This is a genomic window from Nocardioides gilvus (assembly GCF_003194605.1).
Classification (GTDB): Bacteria; Actinomycetota; Actinomycetes; order Propionibacteriales; family Nocardioidaceae; genus Nocardioides; species Nocardioides gilvus.
In genome coordinates, this window is the sequence record NZ_QHKY01000002.1 from 133,463 (window position 1) to 149,783 (window position 16,321).

Sequence of the window (16,321 nt, forward strand, 5' to 3'; positions counted from 1 at the left end):
CAGAGTCGACCGCGCACCCCCGCTCGCACCGGCCTCCGGTGGTGGGTCACCGCGCAGGCGGGTCCGTCCCCCCGGCGCTCCAGTTCAAGGAGGCGGCGGTGGGGTCCTCCGGGGACGGGTTCGAGAAGGAGGCAGACCAGGCCGCCGAGCACGTCGTCCAGGGGCGTACGGCTCCTGCGTTGTCGGGAGTGACCCCGCAGGCCCTGCAGCGGATGGCCGAGGTGCCTGCGGTCTCGCCCGACGAGTTGGCCGAAGGCGGGGGACTGACCCAGGCCCTCTTCGATGAGGAGGTGACGGAGGAGGAACCGGTGCAGGCCAAGGCAGCGGGACGTTCGGGCTCGCCGTCCACCGTCGACCTGCCGGCGACCGGCGCGGGGCGAGCGTTGGCGCCCGCCCCCCGGGCCGCGCTCGAGTCCGGCTTCGGCACGGACCTGGGGGCCGTACGCGTCCACGACGACTCGACCGCGCGCAACGCTGCCGACCGGATGGGTGCCAAGGCCTTCACCCACGGCACCGACATCTCCCTGGGTTCGGGGCAGTCGGCCGACGACGTGGGCCTGCTGGCGCACGAGGCGGCCCACGTGGTGCAGCAGGCCGGCGGCTCGGGAGCAGTGGCCCAGCGCAACGAGACCACCGACGCAGCACCGGCACCGGCACCGGCCGCCACCGTGACTGACAAGACCTGGCCGGACGGAGCCGCGATCAACACAGCGACCACCCCACGCCGGGTGACTCTGGGCAGCCTGCAGGTGCCGGCGACGAAGCGGGACCAGACGTCCAACCCGCTACCCACCGACGTCCCGGTCGGCAGGGATCGCCACACCACCCAGTCGACGAAGTGGGCACAGCAGCTGCGGGCAGCCACCCGGACGGCTGCGGAGACCGTGTTGGCGAAACCCGAGGTGATGGCCACCAAGGACGAGAACGACCAGTTCTTCCTGGTCAACCCGGTGGCAACGAATCACCCGGTGGTCGTCAGCACGGATTCGCTGGCGACCCTGGCGCTGCGGCCGACCTGGGACAAGAGCGGGGTCCCGACCCGATTCCACGTCGACCACCGGGTCGAGTACCAACTCGGCGGCGCCGATGAGCCGGAGAACTACTGGCTGCTGGAGGAACAGGCCAACATGAGCTCCGGCTCCTCGATCGCGAACCTCATCGCCGAGGGCATCAACAACGTCTTCACCCGGGCTCGCGGCGAGGGTGTGGCCAACGTGCCGGCTGATGTCGCCGCGGCCCGCGGTGGACAGTGGAAGTTCTCGGTCGCCTCGATCTCGACCTCGCCGCTGCCCGTCGCGGGCCGTGAGACCAGCAACTGGACCAAGGACGAGGTGGAGCAGGGAGACCCGGTCCTCGATCACCTGCGGGCGATGACCACCACGGAGATGCAACAAGCAGGCGGGACCGCCGATGAGCTGGTGCTCTTCCTGGGGCCTGAAGGTGGCGCCCGGGCGCCCGTCGCATGGGGAGCTGCCGGAGCCACCGGGGTGAAGGAGATGCCGGGCTGGTGGTTCCACTTGGGCACCTCTGCACCGGGGGCGACCAACAACAACTTCCGGGTGGAGCGCATCCGCTGGTCAGCAACGGCCGACGGGGCCGTGGAGGGGAAGCTCTTCAAGGCGAACCGCCGCAACAAGGGCGTGATCGCCGAGGTGGCCAAGTCGATCCCGATCAAGGTTCGCCCGCAGATCCCGTGGTCGGGCTTCCTGGACAAGCAGCGCTTCCTCAACGAGGCCCGGACCGAGCTCTCGTTCACCGGCCTGAGCCCGATCGAGCTCGAGGAGATGGATCTCGACTCGGCGCGCGGGTTGGTGGCGCGGGGCCGGCTCCTCCCCACCGTCCCACTCATCTCCGAGGCCGAGGTCGACGTGGTCATCGAGGGCGACAACGTCTACCTCTCGAAGGTCTTCACCACCGACGACTTCTCCTTCCCGGGCCCGATCGAGGTCGGCACCTGCAGCCTCGAGCTGCGGTTCGGCACCCAGGGGTTCGAGATCCTCGGCGAGGCGGGCTTCCAGGTCCAGGGCCTCGGCACCGGTCGAGTCTTCGCCCAGGCTGGCGCCAACACCGAGGAGGTCTCCTTCGCCCTGGGTGGCGAGTTCAACTTCCTCTCCGACCTCTTCGACCCCGCCCGCGTCGAGCTCTGGTACCGCGACGGCGAGTTCGGGGGCCGGGGCACGCTCGGCATTCCCGAGGGGCGGGTCAACGGGCTCAGATCGGCCAACGCCACGGTGGAGTGGGCCGGTGGACAGATCACGGCGAACGGCACCTTCGCCACCGAGATCCCGGGCGTCGAGTCGGGGACCCTGGCGTTCGCGTACCGCCCCGACGGCACCGTGGAGCTCGGCGGCACACTCAACCTGGGTTCACAGGTGCCCGGCATCTCCAGCGGCAGCGTCGAGGCCCAACTCGTACGCAATCCGGAGGGTGGGTGGAAGGTCTTCGGTCGCATCCGCGCCGTGCCCGCGATCCCCGGGGTGGCGAGCGAGATCACCGGCACCTACGACGACGGCGCTATCCAGATGGAGGCGAGCGTCGCCTACGAACGCGGGATGGCCGCGGGACAGTTCACCGTCGGCGTCTCCAACCGTCCCCTCGACTCGGCCGGACAACCCGCCGGCGACCCGGGGCCCGACCTCACCGCGTACGGCGGCGGGCAGGTCGCCCTGACGCTGGCACCGTGGTTGCGGGCCACCGCAGGGCTGCGGCTGCTGCCGTCGGGCGAGATCGAGGTCAGTGGTGAGATCGCGTTGCCGTCGACCCTGGAGGTCTTCGCGCAGCGCTCGGTGGAGCGTGAGCTCTTCCGGATCGGGCTCGACATCCCGATCGTCGGGTTGGCCGTGGCGGGGCAACGAGTGGGGATCTTCGCGACCATCGCCGGAGCCGCGCAGCTGCGGGCCTACTTCGGACCGGCCGAGTTGCGCGAGGTGCGCCTCGGAGTGGTGTGGAACCCCGACCGCCAGGAGGAGACCACCGTCACCGGGCACGCCGCGCTGCACCTGCCGGCCGGCGCCGGGGTCCGACTGAGCGTCTCTGCGGCGCTCGGGGCCGGGATCCCGCTGGTCTCGGCCCGCCTGGGCCTGGAGATCGGAGGCCAACTGGGCATCGAGGCGGTGATCGGGGCAAGCCTCGACGTGGCCTGGACCCCGACCACCGGGCTGGTCCTGGAGACCGTGGCCGAGGCCTACGCCGAGCCGGTCTTCCGCTTCGACATCACCGGCTTCGCCAGCGTCGACCTCGACCTGTTGCTGCGCACCATCAATCTCTACGAGCAGCGCTGGGAGCTGGCCGCATTCGAGTACGGCTCCGGGCTGCGCCTGGGGATGCGGTTGCCGATCACCTACCGCGAGGGAGAGCCATTCGAACCATCCCTCTCCGACGTCGAGTTCGAAGTCCCTGACATCGACCCGGGCCAGTTGCTCTCGGGTCTCGTCGACCGTCTCACCTGACCCGGGAGGTCACCATGAAGTCCAGCACCGGACCCCACGCGATCGCCGCCCGACGCGCGGCCCGAGGCGCCGCCGAGTGTCCCGACCAACCCGGCGGCGAGGACGACCGGACCACTCTGCTGCGGCGTGCGGCGCTGCTCCACCTCGACGGTGACTGGGACGGCGCCCAGAAGGCGTACGAAGCGGTGCTGGCCGACGATCCCGGCCATGCCGTGGCGCTCAACAACCTTGGCCTGGTACGCGCCCAACGACGTGACCCCACGGGGGCGCTGGCGGCCTACGAGGCGATCGGTCCCGACGAGACCCTCACCCCGACAGCGCTGCTCAACAAGGCCAACGCCCACCTGGCCCTCTCCCACCCGGACCGGGCGTTGCCCCTGCTCCAGCGCGCCGTGAGCCTCGACCCCGGCTCGAGCGCCTGGGTGGCGTTGGGTCAGTGCCACCTTGTCACCGGGGACCTGGCTGCCGCGGAAGCTGCCCTGCGCCAGGCGTACGAGCGCCTGCCCGCGCGCGCCGACGTGCACCGTTCGTACGCCTCCTGCCTGGCTGCTCGTGGAGCGGTGACCGAAGCCGCGGATCTCCTGTCGGAGGCGGTCCGGCTGGATCCTCACGAGGAGTCAGGATGGCGCCAGTTCGGAGCAGTGCTGCTGACGATGCGGGACCTCGGCTCGGCTGCCCGAGCGACAGCCGAGGCTGTGCGTCTGGCGCCCGACTCCGTGACGTCGCTGCGGCAGATGGCCGTGGTCCTGGTGGCACTTGGGCGCCCGAGCGAGGCGGCTGAGCAGTTGGACCGGGCCCTCGCAGCGGAACGCCAGTGTGACGTCCTGGTTGACCGGGCCGTGCTCCACCTGGCGTGTGGCGAGCCGGACGGCGCGCTGTCGCTGCTCGACGAGGCCTGCAGCGGTGCGGGGCACCCGCGAGCGGAGTTGTACCGGGCGTACGCCCTGCTGGCTGCCGACCGGATCGAAGAAGGTCGGCGCCAGCTGGAGGCGGTGACGGTGGAGCCGTACGCAACGCAGGCGCGCGAGGCGCTGGAGCGGGTCCAGCCAGAGCCCTCCTGACGTGTCCCCAGTCGTTGAGCAGACACAAGGACCTGTCAACGGGTGGTGGATGGGTCTGATCGATCAAGTCGGTCCGGGGTGATCACCCTTCGGAGTTGAGGGCGCGCGCGGCCTGTTCGGCTGCTGCGTGGAAGGGGTGGAGGACGAGGTCCACGTGCCCGGAGTCGAGTTCGCGGGTGAAGGAGGCGGCCTCGGCATTGGTGTGTGCGGTCACCGCGAACCTGCCCGCGAACTGCCAGCGTCGCAGTGCGGTGGCCAGGATCCGATTGGTCGTCACTCGGGGGATCGTGCTGACAACCCAGGGGGTGGAGGAGAGCGGCAGGCTGGCGGGGAACTCCGGGTCGTCGGCGTCACCGAAGACGAGGTGCACGCGTGCGGCTGCCTCCTCGGTGGGCAGGTCGAGGCGCGCGTACGGGTCCCAGTCGACGACGAGGACCCGCATGCCTTCGTCGGCGAGGCGTCGTACGATGTGATGGCCGTAGCGCCCGTAGCCGTAGACGATCACGTCGACCGGTTCGTCGCAGTGCTGCGTGGGATCCAGTGGCCTCCGCCGCTCGAACGGACGCAGGAACGGTGCCAGCCTTTCGTAGATCTGGTGCGAGTAGAGGATCAGGTAGGTCGAGGTGCCGATCGTGATGATTCCGACGAGGGTGACCAGCCCGACGGCGTCGTTCTCGATGTGACCGAGACTGAGGCCCAGCGCCACCAGGATCAGGGAGAACTCGCTGATCTGGGCGACTGCGAGGCCCGCCAGGAAAGAGACCCGTTTCGGGTAGCCCATGAGCCCCATCAGCACCAGGACGATCAGCGGGTTGCCGACCAGGACGAAGACTGAGAGGACGAGGGCCGCAGGAATCTGCGAGCCGATCTCCGCGAAGTCGAACTGGGAGCCGAGCTCGATGAAGAAGAAGAGCAGGAGAAAGTCCCGCAGGCCGGTCAGCGAGGAGGCCAACGACTCGCGATAGCGCGTCGAGGCGAGGGCGAAACCCGCGAGGAACGCGCCGACCTCGATCGAGAAACCCATCCAGTCGCCCAATGCTGCGACCGAGGTGGCCCACGCCACCGCGAAGACGACCAGCAGCTCCTGGGATCCCGCCACGAAGCCCATCAGACGGGGCAGCACCCAGCGCATCAGGATGGCCAGCCCCACAACCAGGCACACTCCTTGGGCCACCACGAGCATGATCTGCACCCCTGCAGAGCCTTCGTGCTCCCCGCCGAACGAGGAGAGCACGATCATCAGCAGCACGACCACGATGTCCTGCACGATGAGGAACCCCAGTGCGATCCTGCCGTGCAGTTCATCGAGCTCACGTTTGTCGGAGAGCAGTTTGACGATGATGATCGTCGAGGAGAAGGTGAGGGCGATCGCGACGTAGAGGGCAGTGACCGGGTCCATGCCCAGTGCCAGCGCGAGCCCGTATCCCACCACTGAGGTGAAGACCACCTGACCCAGTCCGGTGATCAGGGCGACCCGGCCCGTGGTGCGGACCAGGTGGAGGTCGAGTTTCAGCCCCACCAGGAAGAGCAGGACCGCGATGCCCATCTCGGCGAAGAGTTCCAGCGGTTCGCTCTCCTCCACCCACCCGAGCACCGAGGGCCCCACGAGCACACCGACGGCGATGAAGGCGACGATCAGCGGCTGACGAACCCGATTGGCGATCATGCCGACCGCCGCGGCGACCGCTAGCACTGCGGCCGTGCTCTGGAAGGTGCTCTCCATGTCAGCTCACCAGGTTGGTCGTCGGGCACGGGTCTGGTGAGGCATCGGGGCCCCCGGCGGTGGTGGGCGGCGAGGACCTGTTGGTGGGAGGTGGTGACTCATCGCCAGCGAGCAAGCCACTCCTGCGACACCTTCGCCAGCGCCATCTGCCAGGTCGGGCCGAAGCTGATCCGGCCGGCGCCGGCGCGGCGGTACATCTCCAGGTCGTCGACGTCCGGGCGAGCGATGGCATTGACCGGCAGGGTCAACTCACTGCAGAGGCGGGTCAAGGTCGCCTCGTCGTGGAACCCGACCGGGTAGAGGCACGACGCGCCGGCGTCGGCGCACAGTTGCATCCGGGCGATCGCGTCGTCGATACGGGTTGCCTCCTCACCGTGCTGGCCCTTGAACCAGTCGGTGCGCGCGTTGATCACCACGGGCACGCCGGCCGCATCGGCAGCGGCACGCAGGTCGGCGACGTACGCCGCGTGCTCCTCACCGCTGCGCAGACGTCCGCCCTCGGAGTGGACGGTGTCCTCGACGTTGATGCCGACGGCGCCCACCTCGAGCATCCCGTTGATCAGGGCGGCGGGTTCGAGCCCGTAGCCGGCCTCCACGTCGACGGAGACCGGCACGTCGACGGCCTCGGTGATCTGGGCGACCCGCGTGGTGACCTCCTCGAAGGTCATGCCCTCCCCGTCGGGACGACCGATGGAGTCGGCCATCGGGTGGCTGCCGACGGTCAGGGCAGCGAAGCCGGCGTCCACGGCCAGCGTGGCCGACCACGCGTCCCACACGGTCGGGAGGACCACCGGATCGCCGGGCCGGTGCAGGGCCTGGAGAGCCTGGGCGAGCGCTGACAGGGACGTGCTCGAAGCAGTCTGGGTCATGTCAACCAATCTAGCGATGCCGTGGTCCGGGCAACAGGCCCGCGACGGTGAGCAGGCTCAGGCCACGCTCGCGGGGAAACCGCCGGTCGCAACCGGGCCCCAGGCATTCGGAGTGATCCGCAGCAACGACTTGCCCTGGTCGACCATCGCCCGGCGGTACTCGTCCCAGTCGGAGTGCTCGCCCGCAATGGTGCGGAAGTACTCCACGAACGCGTCCAGGGCGGTGTCACCCTCGGTGGCGTCGAGCACCTCGCAGTCTCCCGTGACCTGGACCCAGGGTCCGTCCCACTCGTCCGAGACGACCACGACGTGGACCTCCGGGTGGCGGCGTGCGTTGCGCGTCTTCGCGCGCTCGGGGTAACTGGCGATGACGAGGCGGCCCTCCCGGTCGACCCCGCCGGTGACCGGCGAGGCCTGGGGTGAGCCGTCGCTGCGCTGGGTGATGAGGAGCATGCGGTGACGCGGTTTCACGAACTCCACGAGTCCGTCCCGGTCCACGGGGGTGTTCGTGGCGATGTTGCGGGCCATGACTGCTCCTTCGCTGATCGGTGTCGAGGTCCGAGTCTAGGGAGTCTGGCGGCGCCACCAGTGATGTGCGAACCTCGGGGAGGTCAGGACCGGGTGTGGCAGGAGGTGTGGACGTGCCGGACTCGTCGGAGGTCGAACGTACGCCGGACGGCCGGTACCTGGTGGTTGACGGTCGGCGGTGGCGCGCCAGCGATCCGGGCATCCCGGAAGGGCTGCGGCAGGAGTTGGTCGACGAGTTGATGGCGGCGCGACGTGGGGTGCGTACGGACCCGGCAACGGCCCGCCCCCGGGTGCACGACGCCAAGGTGGCGCTGGGGGAGCGCGGGCGGGCCTGGTGGGAGGAGCCCTCCGAGCCGGAGCTGGTCGAGCGGATCACCGCGACCATCAGGGCCCTGCTGCGCAAGCGTGACGGCAAGTCGATCTGTCCCAGCGACGTGGCACGCGTGGTGGGCGGTGAGGGGTGGCGGGGCCGGATGGCAGACGTACGCGCGGTCGCCGGTGAGTTGGCTGGGCGCGGAGTCCTGGTGGTGACGCAGAAGGGCGAGACGGTCACCGTGGACGCGTCCGGGCCCATCCGCCTGAATCGAGGGACGGCCTTCGACGACGGTCGCGAGGCGTAGGCGAGGGCTCTGGATGACCAGACGTTTAACATGCCTGAAACACGTGGGCCATCGGAGGTAACAGGAGCGACCTAGGGTCATCGCAACGAACATCGACGATTGTGAGTTGAACATGACTGCCAACGAAGTCCGTAGCGGTGCCATCACCGAGGTACTGAACCGCACTGGCGTGGAGACGGCCGAGATCCGCCCCCTGAGCGAGACCTGGGCAACCGACGTCTTCAACCTGGACAAGATGGAGGAGGCGCTCTCGAAGAACGCCTTCAAGGCCGTCAAGAAGACGGTCCAGACCGGAGAGCCGCTCGACCCCGCCACGGCCGACATCGTCGCCGCCGCCATGAAGGACTGGGCGATGGGCAAGGGTGCGAAGTTCTTCTCGCACGTGTTCTACCCGCTGACCAACATCACTGCGGAGAAGCACGACGGCTTCATCATCACCAACGCCGACGGCAACGCAATCACCGAGTTCACCGGCAGCCTGCTGATCAAGGGTGAGCCGGACGGCTCCTCGTTCCCGAACGGCAGCCTGCGGATGACCAACGCGGCACGCGGTTACACCGCCTGGGACCCCACCAGCCCCGCGTACATCATGCAGACCGCCAACGGCGCCACCCTGATGATCCCGTCGGTCTTCATGTCCTGGACCGGTGAGTCGCTCGACAAGAAGATCCCGCTGCTGCGCTCCAACGCTGCGATGGACCAGGCTGCTCGCCGCGTGCTCACGCTGATGGGCGAGACCGACATCGCGCCGCTCAACGCCAGCTGTGGCGCCGAGCAGGAGTACTTCCTGGTCGACCAGCACTTCGCTGCCGCGCGACCCGACCTGATCCTCGCCGGCCGCACGCTCTTCGGCGCCCCGCCGGCCAAGGGCCAGGAGTTCGACGACCACTACTTCGGGGCGATCCCCGAGCGCGTCCAGATCTTCATGCAGGACTTCGAGGACAAGCTCTACCGCCTGGGCATCCCGGCCAAGACCCACCACAACGAGGTGGCCCCCGGCCAGTTCGAGATCGCGCCGTACCACGAGGCCGCCAACATCGCCGCCGACCACCAGCAGCTGCTGATGACCGTCATGAAGAAGACCGCCGCAGAGCACGGCTTCCTGTGCCTGCTGCACGAGAAGCCGTTCGCCGGTCTCAACGGTTCGGGCAAGCACGTCAACTGGTCGGTCGGCAACGCCACCCAGGGCAACCTGCTGGACCCCGGCACCTCCCCGGAGCAGAACCTCAACTTCCTGCTCTTCTGCGGTGCGGTCATCCGTGGCGTGCACAAGTTCGGTCCGCTGCTGCGCGCCGTCATCGCCAGCGCTTCCAACGACCACCGTCTGGGCGCCAACGAAGCGCCCCCGGCGATCCTGTCGGTCTACCTCGGCGACCAGCTCGAGGCTGTCTTCGAGGACATCAAGAACGGATGCGTCTCCGTCTCCAGCGACGGTGGCGAGATGGACCTCGGTCTGTCGCAGATCCTCAACTTCAAGCGCGACCCGGGCGACCGCAACCGCACGTCGCCGTTCGCCTTCACCGGCAACCGGTTCGAGTTCCGCGCGGTTGGTTCCTCCCAGTCGGTCTCCGGTCCTCTCGTCGCGATGAACACGATGCTCGCCGACTCGCTCAACTGGATCGCCGACCGCCTCGAGGTCCAGCTCGAGGGGGGCAAGACCCACGCCGAGGCCGTGGCGGTCGTGCTGAAGGAGCTGCTGGAGCAGCACGGCAACGCCATCTTCGGTGGCGACGGCTACTCGTCCGACTGGCACGAGGCCGCCGTCTCCGAGCGTGGCCTGCGCAACCTGCCGACCAGTGCTGACGCTTTGCCGGTCTTCACCGAGCCGGAGGTCGTGGAGCTGTTCGAGTCGACCGGGGTCCTGTCGGCCGTCGAGCTCAACGCGCGCTACGAGGTCTACGCCGAGCAGTACATCAACTCCATCGCGGTCGAGGCCAAGCTCGTCATGGAGCTGGCCAAGACGGTCATCTACCCCGCCACCCTGAAGTACGCCTCGGAGCTGGCCCGGACGATCACCGCCGCGCAGGAGCTGGACGCGTCGTTCGACACCGGCCAGGTCAAGGTGATCGCCGACAACGCGAACAAGCTCATGGAGACGGTCAGCCAGTTGGCCGTCGAGGCGGAGAAGCACGACTTCGCGGACACCGAGGCGCACATGCACCACTGCGCCAAGGCCATCCGCCCGCTCATGGAGAAGGCCCGCGTCTACGCCGACACCCTCGAGGCCGAGGTGGACGACGCAGTCTGGCCGTTGCCGAAGTACCGGGAGATGCTCTTCATCAAGTGATGAGGTAGCGATCCGCACATCGCCCCGCCAGCCCTCATGGCCGGCGGGGCGATGTCGTCGGTCGATCTGGTCCGGCCGAGATCCACAGACCTGACATCATGGAGGTCGACAGGCGGCAATGGTCCCGGTGCATGACCCCGTGCATGCCCAGGGGCATTCCGCAGCGACACGAAGGGGTCCACGCGTGCGCCAATCGGTCGTCTTCCTCCGCCAACAGTTGTTGACCCTGTTCGCCGCCCTCGGGCTGGGGCTGGGAGTGGGGCTGTGGGCATTCGGGCCAGCCTCGGCCCTGGCGGTGACTGCCTTCGTAGTGCTGGGTGTCGTCATGGTCGCCACCGCGATGGGCATGGTGCGCGACCTCATGGAGGGCCGCTGGGGCCTGGACGTCCTGGCGCTGATCGCCATGGGCGCGACGTTGGCCGTCGAGGAGTACGTGGCCGGCCTCATCATTGCGCTCATGCTGACGGGCGGGGAAGCACTGGAGGCGTGGGCCGCGCGTCGCGCGACCCGGGAGCTCGACACGCTGCTCAACCGAGCTCCCGCGTACGCCCAGCGGATCGATCCGCGGACCGGGGACGTCGTACAGATCAGCGTCGACGAGGTGGCCGTCGGGGACGAACTGCTCGTCCGATCGTCGGAGATCCTGCCGGTCGACGGCGTCGTCGTCTCGGAGCGGGCGGTCATCGACGAGTCCTCGGTGACCGGCGAACCGCTGCCCTCGACCTTCGCAGCCGGTGACACCGTGTTGTCCGGCACGATCAACGGCACCGAGACCTTCACGATGCGGTCCACGAGGACCGCCAAGGACTCCCAGTACGCCACCATCGTGCAGCTCGTCGAGAGTGCCGTCGCGTCCAGAGCGCCGATGGTGCGCCTCGCGGACCGCTATGCGCTGCCGTTCACGGGCATCGCGCTGCTGATCGCTGCTCTGGCCTGGTATCTCAGTGGTGACCCGGTGCGTTTCGCCGAGGTCCTCGTCGTCGCCACGCCGTGCCCGCTGCTCATCGCAGCGCCGGTGGCCTTCATGGGCGGCATGAGTTCGGCGGCGAAGCTCAACGTCATCATCAAGGAGGGCGGCGCCCTCGAGAAGCTTGCTGGGATCCGTTCAGTGGCTTTCGACAAGACAGGCACGCTCACGGCCGGTCGGCCCGACGTGGCCCGGATCGTGCCGGGCGCGGAGTCCCCGCGGGAGGTCCTGAGGCTGGCGGCCGCAGCCGAGCAACACTCGGTGCACGTCTACGCCCAACCCGTGATCGAGGCGGCCCGCGGCGAGCATCTCGAGCTGCCTCAGGTCCGTACGGCTGCAGAGGTCGCCACCAACGGCGTGCGGGTCACCCTCGTCGACGGGTCACAGGTGCGAGTGGGCAAGCCTGCCTTCATCGAGGAGGCAGTGGGCCCGTTCGACCGGGACGTCCTCGACGGGGGTGAGACGGCCGTCTACGTATCCGTCGACGACGCGCTCGCCGGTGTGATCGTGCTGTCGGACCCGGTGCGCAGGCATGCGGCGCAGACCGTGGAGCGGTTGCGTGCGTTCGGGGTGAGCGGGTTCGTGCTCGTCACCGGAGACGTCGCCTCGACCGCGGATTCGGTGGCGGCCGAGGTCGGGATCGCTACGGTGCACGCGGAGACCACCCCGCAGCAGAAGGTCGAGATCGTCAGGGCCCTGGAGCCCCGGCCGGTGTTGATGGTGGGGGACGGGATCAACGACGCACCCGTACTGGCGGCAGCTGACGTCGGGATCGCGATGGCGGGCAGGGGCGCGACCGCCGCCAGTGAGTCCGCCTCGGCAGTCGTCACCTCCGACGACCTCTCGCGGGTTGCCGACGTGGTGGAGGTGTCGCAGCGCACGGTGGCCATTGCGCTGCAGTCGATCTGGATGGGCATCGTCATCTCGATCGGTCTGATGCTGGTGGCGGCCTTCGGTCACCTCCCGGCGGTGGCTGGCGCCCTGCTGCAGGAGGCTGTCGATCTGGTCGCGATCGTGTCTGCGTTGCGGGCCCTGAGGCTTCACCGTCGCTTCGGGCGTGCTCCGGTGGGTGATCTCAAGGGCCTTCGAGGCGACTCGGAGCTGTCGGGGGGTCCATCTCACGCCTGAGCTGACGGGCGGCCTCGAGTGCTTGGTCGAGCTCGTCGAGGTCGCCGTCAGGGGCGAACTGCAACTCGCCGGCATCGACCTGTCGTTGCGTGGCGGCCTCCAGCTCACGCTCGGCCTCGGCGAGCGCCGACGCCTTGGCCGCGCTCCGGAAGACCCACTCCCGCGAAGCTGCGTGCTCCTTGGTGTCCTGGTGGCCGGGCACGCCGTCGGCCCGACCCAGCGCAACCACCAGGGCTTGCATCCTGAGGTCGTTGGCAGCGATGGCTGCCCGGGCCTGGGAGGCCCCGTCGAGAGCCTCGACCTTGTCGCGTGCGGCAAGCCAGTCCCTCCAGGCGTCCGCGAGACCACCCCGCAGGGCCAGGTGACGCTCGGCGTCCAGTTGTCGAAGGGCTCGACCACGATGGGCCGCCAGGGCGACGACAGGCAGCAGCAACGCCCAGATCGCGAACTGCGCCGCGAGCGGGCCGACGGCCACCCCGACGATGAGCAGGACCGGAGCCAGCAACACCGCCAGGCCGAGTTGCGTGCTGAGCTCGCGGTGGCGCTGGTTCAAGGCGGCGTAGCGACGTGGGGACACCGACGGATGGGGGAGTGCGACCTCGGAGGTCGTGGATCGCTGGTAGCGGCGCAGGGCCGTCTCCTCCGGCGTACGGACGAGGCCACCCGCCGAAGCGATCCTCGACCGCAACTCGGCGGCGTCGCGGGTCCATCGCTCCAGTCGACGACCGAAGGTCTTGTCCCCGGGTCCTGGATCGACGGCCATGGGTTCAGTTTAGGCGCTTGACCCGAGACCGGTGGTCGGAGACGTTGTTGCCGCTGATCTCCGTACGCTTCGTGCCCCGGACGCTGTCCACCTTGTGCTCCGACCCGGTGACAGGTTGGGACTCGATGTGAGTCTCCTTCTCGAAGGCGTGGGACTTGTCGGTGTTGCGGTAGTAGCGGTAGATCGCCCAGTAGACACCCGCCGCACCGGCCGGCCCGAGGAGCAGCAGGGCCAGCGAACCGTCCGCATCCGTCGCCATCGGAAGGACCGCGTACGTGAGCATCACGAGGGTGGTCACGATGCCACCAGGATCGCGATGGCGATGGTCTCCAGGACCGTGCCCGTGGTCAGGGCAGCGACCATCAGCCGCCAGTGCGAGACAGGGACGCTGCCCATGGTCTCGCCGGTGCGCCCGTTGACTGCGATGTAGTGGACCATCGCCCGGCCCCCCTCCTCGTGGTAGTAGGAGTAGAGCCATACCGGCAGATACATCGACACCCACCGGGTCCCGTGCACCGTGAGGCGTTCGGTCTCCCACCGCACCCCGCGGTCATAACGCTTGACCGAGTCGCGCACCTCGGAGCGGGTGATGGAGAGCAGTTGGTGCTCCAGCGCCGGCACCAGGGCAGACACGTCGGTGTCGCGTCGTTCTGAGGTGTATCCGACGAGGTAGTTGGCGTTCCACTGCACTGCGTTCTTGGTGTCGAACGGCAGGATCGTGTTGATCACGTTGTTGGTGTTGACGAAGGCGTTCATGTTGGCGCGCTCGGTGGACGACTCCAGGGTCAGGTCGTCGACCGTGAAGTCGACGTGGCGGTCCACGCGGTAGATGTCCGCGTCGTACACGGTCTCCTTGTTGTCGCCGCTGCCGCGGGTGTAGCGCCGGGTCTGGACCTCGCCGACCCCCTGGACGTCACCGCTCGCGTTGCTGTCGACGATCATGTACGGGAGGTAGACACCGACGACGTTGCCAGGGGTGAACTCCCGGACGAAGCGTCGGTGCGCGAACAACTTCCGCTTGCCGGCGAAGGCCGTGATCTGCTCGATCGCCTGGTCCCTGGTGATGCTGAACGGCAGGACCGCGTCGGGGACGGCGCCGTTGGGCACCTGTTCGTTGACGGTGAGCACGTGACGGCACCAGTGACAGCGCGACGACGTGGCCTCCGCGGTGTTGACCACCACTTCCGCGCCGCAGCCGGAGCACTTCATGGTCAACATCTCGGCATCGGCCTGGATGTCTGACGCGCCCGACGTCACCGTCGTGCCGGTGAGGTCGCGGATCGACCCCTCACCGGTCACGAGCGGCTCGATCACGGCTTCTGCCCACTCGTGGCGACAGAACAGGCAGATCAACTTCGAGGTCGACACCCGGAGCTGGATCTCGGTGGATCCGCACTTCGGGCAGCGGTTGACGCCGTCCTCCAACCGTTCGTTGGCGGTGTTGATCACCGGATCCGTCGCTGGGGTCGGACCGGCGAGGTTCAGGTCGGGGGAGTCGCTCGGGACCGCGTGCGGCGCCCCGGTGGAGTTCTCAGTCATGGCCGGTCTCCGGGTTACAGGCCCAGAGCCTTGGCCTTGGCCGCGTCGTAGTCCTCCTGGGTGATCAACCCGGCGTCGAGCATCTGCTTGGCCTTCGTCAACGTCGCCATGGCGTCGTCGGCCGCGGGTGCCGGCGCGGCCGCAGCAGGAGCAGCCGGCTGAGCCGGGGCGGCCTGGGCCGGGGTCGACTGTGCGCCGACGCCGGGCACGGGCTGCTGGAGCCCGCCGATCCCGGCGCCACCGGCGGCCATCCCCATGCCGATCAGGCCGCCGGGGCCGGCGTTCTCGCCCGCCGACTCGAAGCCTGCCGCGACCGAGGCCTGCAGGTTGGAGTTGCCACGTGCCCCCGAGAGCGCGTCGGCACGCTGCACGTTGCGGAGCAGTTCACGGGTGGACTCGTCATACTCGATCGAGATGATGGCGACCGAGATGATCTCGAGCCCGCGGCCGGTGCTCCACTTGTAGTTGTCCTCTACGGCGGCCGACAGGCTCTGGGCGAAGCCCACCGAGTCCTGCTGGATCTTGGTGATCCGGTTGCCCTTCGACGGGTCGTTCGTGTACATCGAGAACGCGGGCGCCAGAGAGCCGACGACCTCGTTGAAGAGCTGCGAGGCGGCGTCGTTCTCGACATCGGTGAAGTCGAAGACCTTGCCGGGCTCGAGGTATGCAGCGGGCACGAAGGCCTTGATGAAGAGGATCGGGTCAACGATGCTGAGTGTGTACGTGCCCCGGGTGATCGCGCCGACCTGGGCGTTCATGTAGGCGTCGTCCCAGTAGATCTCCGACTGGGTCCCGAAACGGTTGTTGGGCAGCTCCTTGAGCGTGACGAAGTAGGCCCGCTGCTGGCTGCTGGGGCGTCCACCGAACTTGAAGCGCTCCCACGAGGTGGTGATCAAGGGGCTCACGAGGCCGTTGCCCGCGAAGATCGACTGCGAGTCCTGCGCCTCGGAGTTCCACTCGTAGCCGCCCGCCTCCGCGGCGAATCCGGTGATGGCTCCGTCCTGCATCAGGACCAGGCCATAGCCCTCCGGCACCACGATCTTGCTGCCGTTGGTGATGACGCCGTCCGACGCCTTGCTGTTCGATCCGCGACCGGAGTTGCTGCCTCGGGGAACCGCGGCGAAGAGCGCGGCGGTGGGTGCGAGACCGTCAGGGACTGTGTAGAAGTCCTTCCACTGGTCGGCCAGGGTGCCACCGAGTGCACCGATCGCTGCCTTGATGAGTCCCATGGATGACGCCTCCGCTTTCGGCTGACAGGAGTGCTCACCCTAACCGGGAGGGGAGCAGGCCCCTGCACGTCTCGACAGGAGGGCGCGGTCGAGTCAGTGGGCGCCCGACCGGCGAGTTGTGGTCGCCGTCACATTTACCGCATTTGGAACTTCCGCCC

Annotated in this window: 12 protein-coding genes; 5 read left to right on the forward strand and 7 right to left on the reverse strand. The window is 68.6% G+C overall.

All coding sequences use genetic code 11. The features are described from left to right. The first annotated feature begins 98 nt into the window (after positions 1-98). Positions 99-3,449, forward strand: coding sequence for an eCIS core domain-containing protein (locus tag DNK52_RS05965; RefSeq protein WP_162598645.1), 3,351 nt, complete (start codon positions 99-101; stop codon positions 3,447-3,449). A gap of 14 nt (positions 3,450-3,463) precedes the next feature. Further along, on the forward strand, positions 3,464-4,510 hold the full coding sequence (locus tag DNK52_RS05970; RefSeq protein ID WP_110240092.1) for a tetratricopeptide repeat protein: 1,047 nt from the start codon (positions 3,464-3,466) through the stop codon (positions 4,508-4,510). Positions 4,511-4,592: 82 nt separating this feature from the next. Here the strand turns inward: DNK52_RS05970 and DNK52_RS05975 are convergent, their stop codons facing one another. The 3 genes from DNK52_RS05975 to DNK52_RS05985 all read right to left on the reverse strand — a co-directional run bounded on the left by DNK52_RS05975 (position 4,593) and on the right by DNK52_RS05985 (position 7,630). Beyond that, positions 4,593-6,233, reverse strand: coding sequence for a cation:proton antiporter (locus tag DNK52_RS05975; protein ID WP_110240093.1), 1,641 nt, complete (start codon positions 6,231-6,233; stop codon positions 4,593-4,595). A 98-nt stretch (positions 6,234-6,331) separates the two neighbouring features. Beyond that, positions 6,332-7,102 (reverse strand): isocitrate lyase/PEP mutase family protein, encoded by a 771-nt coding sequence (locus tag DNK52_RS05980; RefSeq protein WP_110240094.1) that lies wholly within the window; start codon positions 7,100-7,102, stop codon positions 6,332-6,334. 57 nt (positions 7,103-7,159) lie between these two features. Next, positions 7,160-7,630: a PPOX class F420-dependent oxidoreductase gene (locus DNK52_RS05985; protein ID WP_110240095.1), complete on the reverse strand. Its 471-nt coding sequence runs from the start codon at positions 7,628-7,630 to the stop codon at positions 7,160-7,162. A gap of 113 nt (positions 7,631-7,743) precedes the next feature. Here DNK52_RS05985 and DNK52_RS05990 point away from each other — a divergent pair, with 113 nt between their 5' ends. The 3 genes from DNK52_RS05990 to DNK52_RS06000 all read left to right on the forward strand — a co-directional run bounded on the left by DNK52_RS05990 (position 7,744) and on the right by DNK52_RS06000 (position 12,632). Beyond that, positions 7,744-8,250 carry a DUF3253 domain-containing protein gene (locus tag DNK52_RS05990; protein WP_204163414.1) on the forward strand — a complete coding sequence of 169 codons (507 nt, stop codon included), beginning with the start codon at positions 7,744-7,746 and terminating at the stop codon, positions 8,248-8,250. 112 nt (positions 8,251-8,362) lie between these two features. After that, positions 8,363-10,537, forward strand: a complete 2,175-nt coding sequence (locus tag DNK52_RS05995) for a glutamine synthetase III family protein (protein ID WP_110240097.1) — start codon at positions 8,363-8,365, stop codon at positions 10,535-10,537. Positions 10,538-10,721: 184 nt separating this feature from the next. Next, positions 10,722-12,632 (forward strand): heavy metal translocating P-type ATPase, encoded by a 1,911-nt coding sequence (locus DNK52_RS06000; RefSeq protein WP_204163415.1) that lies wholly within the window; start codon positions 10,722-10,724, stop codon positions 12,630-12,632. Here the strand turns inward: DNK52_RS06000 and DNK52_RS06005 are convergent. The 4 genes from DNK52_RS06005 to DNK52_RS06020 are packed head-to-tail and all read right to left on the reverse strand — an operon-like array spanning position 12,580 to position 16,163. Continuing rightward, positions 12,580-13,395: a hypothetical protein gene (locus tag DNK52_RS06005; RefSeq protein ID WP_110240099.1), complete on the reverse strand. Its 816-nt coding sequence runs from the start codon at positions 13,393-13,395 to the stop codon at positions 12,580-12,582. The genes DNK52_RS06000 and DNK52_RS06005 overlap by 53 nt on opposite strands. A 4-nt stretch (positions 13,396-13,399) precedes the next feature. Next, positions 13,400-13,693 (reverse strand): hypothetical protein, encoded by a 294-nt coding sequence (locus DNK52_RS06010; RefSeq protein WP_204163416.1) that lies wholly within the window; start codon positions 13,691-13,693, stop codon positions 13,400-13,402. After that, positions 13,690-14,934, reverse strand: a complete 1,245-nt coding sequence (locus DNK52_RS06015; RefSeq protein WP_110240100.1) for a TFIIB-type zinc ribbon-containing protein — start codon at positions 14,932-14,934, stop codon at positions 13,690-13,692. The genes DNK52_RS06010 and DNK52_RS06015 overlap by 4 nt, the downstream gene beginning before the upstream one ends. 14 nt (positions 14,935-14,948) lie before the next feature. After that, complete coding sequence (locus DNK52_RS06020; protein WP_110240101.1) at positions 14,949-16,163, reverse strand: SHOCT domain-containing protein; 1,215 nt, start codon at positions 16,161-16,163, stop codon at positions 14,949-14,951. Between the last annotated feature and the right edge of the window lie 158 nt (positions 16,164-16,321).

Coding starts and splice junctions, on each gene's coding strand:
- DNK52_RS05970 (WP_110240092.1), top strand. CDS start 3,464: ATGAAGTCCAGCACCGGACCCCACGCGATCGCCGCCCGACGCGCGGCC.
- DNK52_RS05975 (WP_110240093.1), bottom strand. CDS start 6,233: ATGGAGAGCACCTTCCAGAGCACGGCCGCAGTGCTAGCGGTCGCCGCG.
- DNK52_RS05980 (WP_110240094.1), bottom strand. CDS start 7,102: ATGACCCAGACTGCTTCGAGCACGTCCCTGTCAGCGCTCGCCCAGGCT.
- DNK52_RS05985 (WP_110240095.1), bottom strand. CDS start 7,630: ATGGCCCGCAACATCGCCACGAACACCCCCGTGGACCGGGACGGACTC.
- DNK52_RS05995 (WP_110240097.1), top strand. CDS start 8,363: ATGACTGCCAACGAAGTCCGTAGCGGTGCCATCACCGAGGTACTGAAC.
- DNK52_RS06005 (WP_110240099.1), bottom strand. CDS start 13,395: ATGGCCGTCGATCCAGGACCCGGGGACAAGACCTTCGGTCGTCGACTG.
- DNK52_RS06015 (WP_110240100.1), bottom strand. CDS start 14,934: ATGACTGAGAACTCCACCGGGGCGCCGCACGCGGTCCCGAGCGACTCC.
- DNK52_RS06020 (WP_110240101.1), bottom strand. CDS start 16,163: ATGGGACTCATCAAGGCAGCGATCGGTGCACTCGGTGGCACCCTGGCC.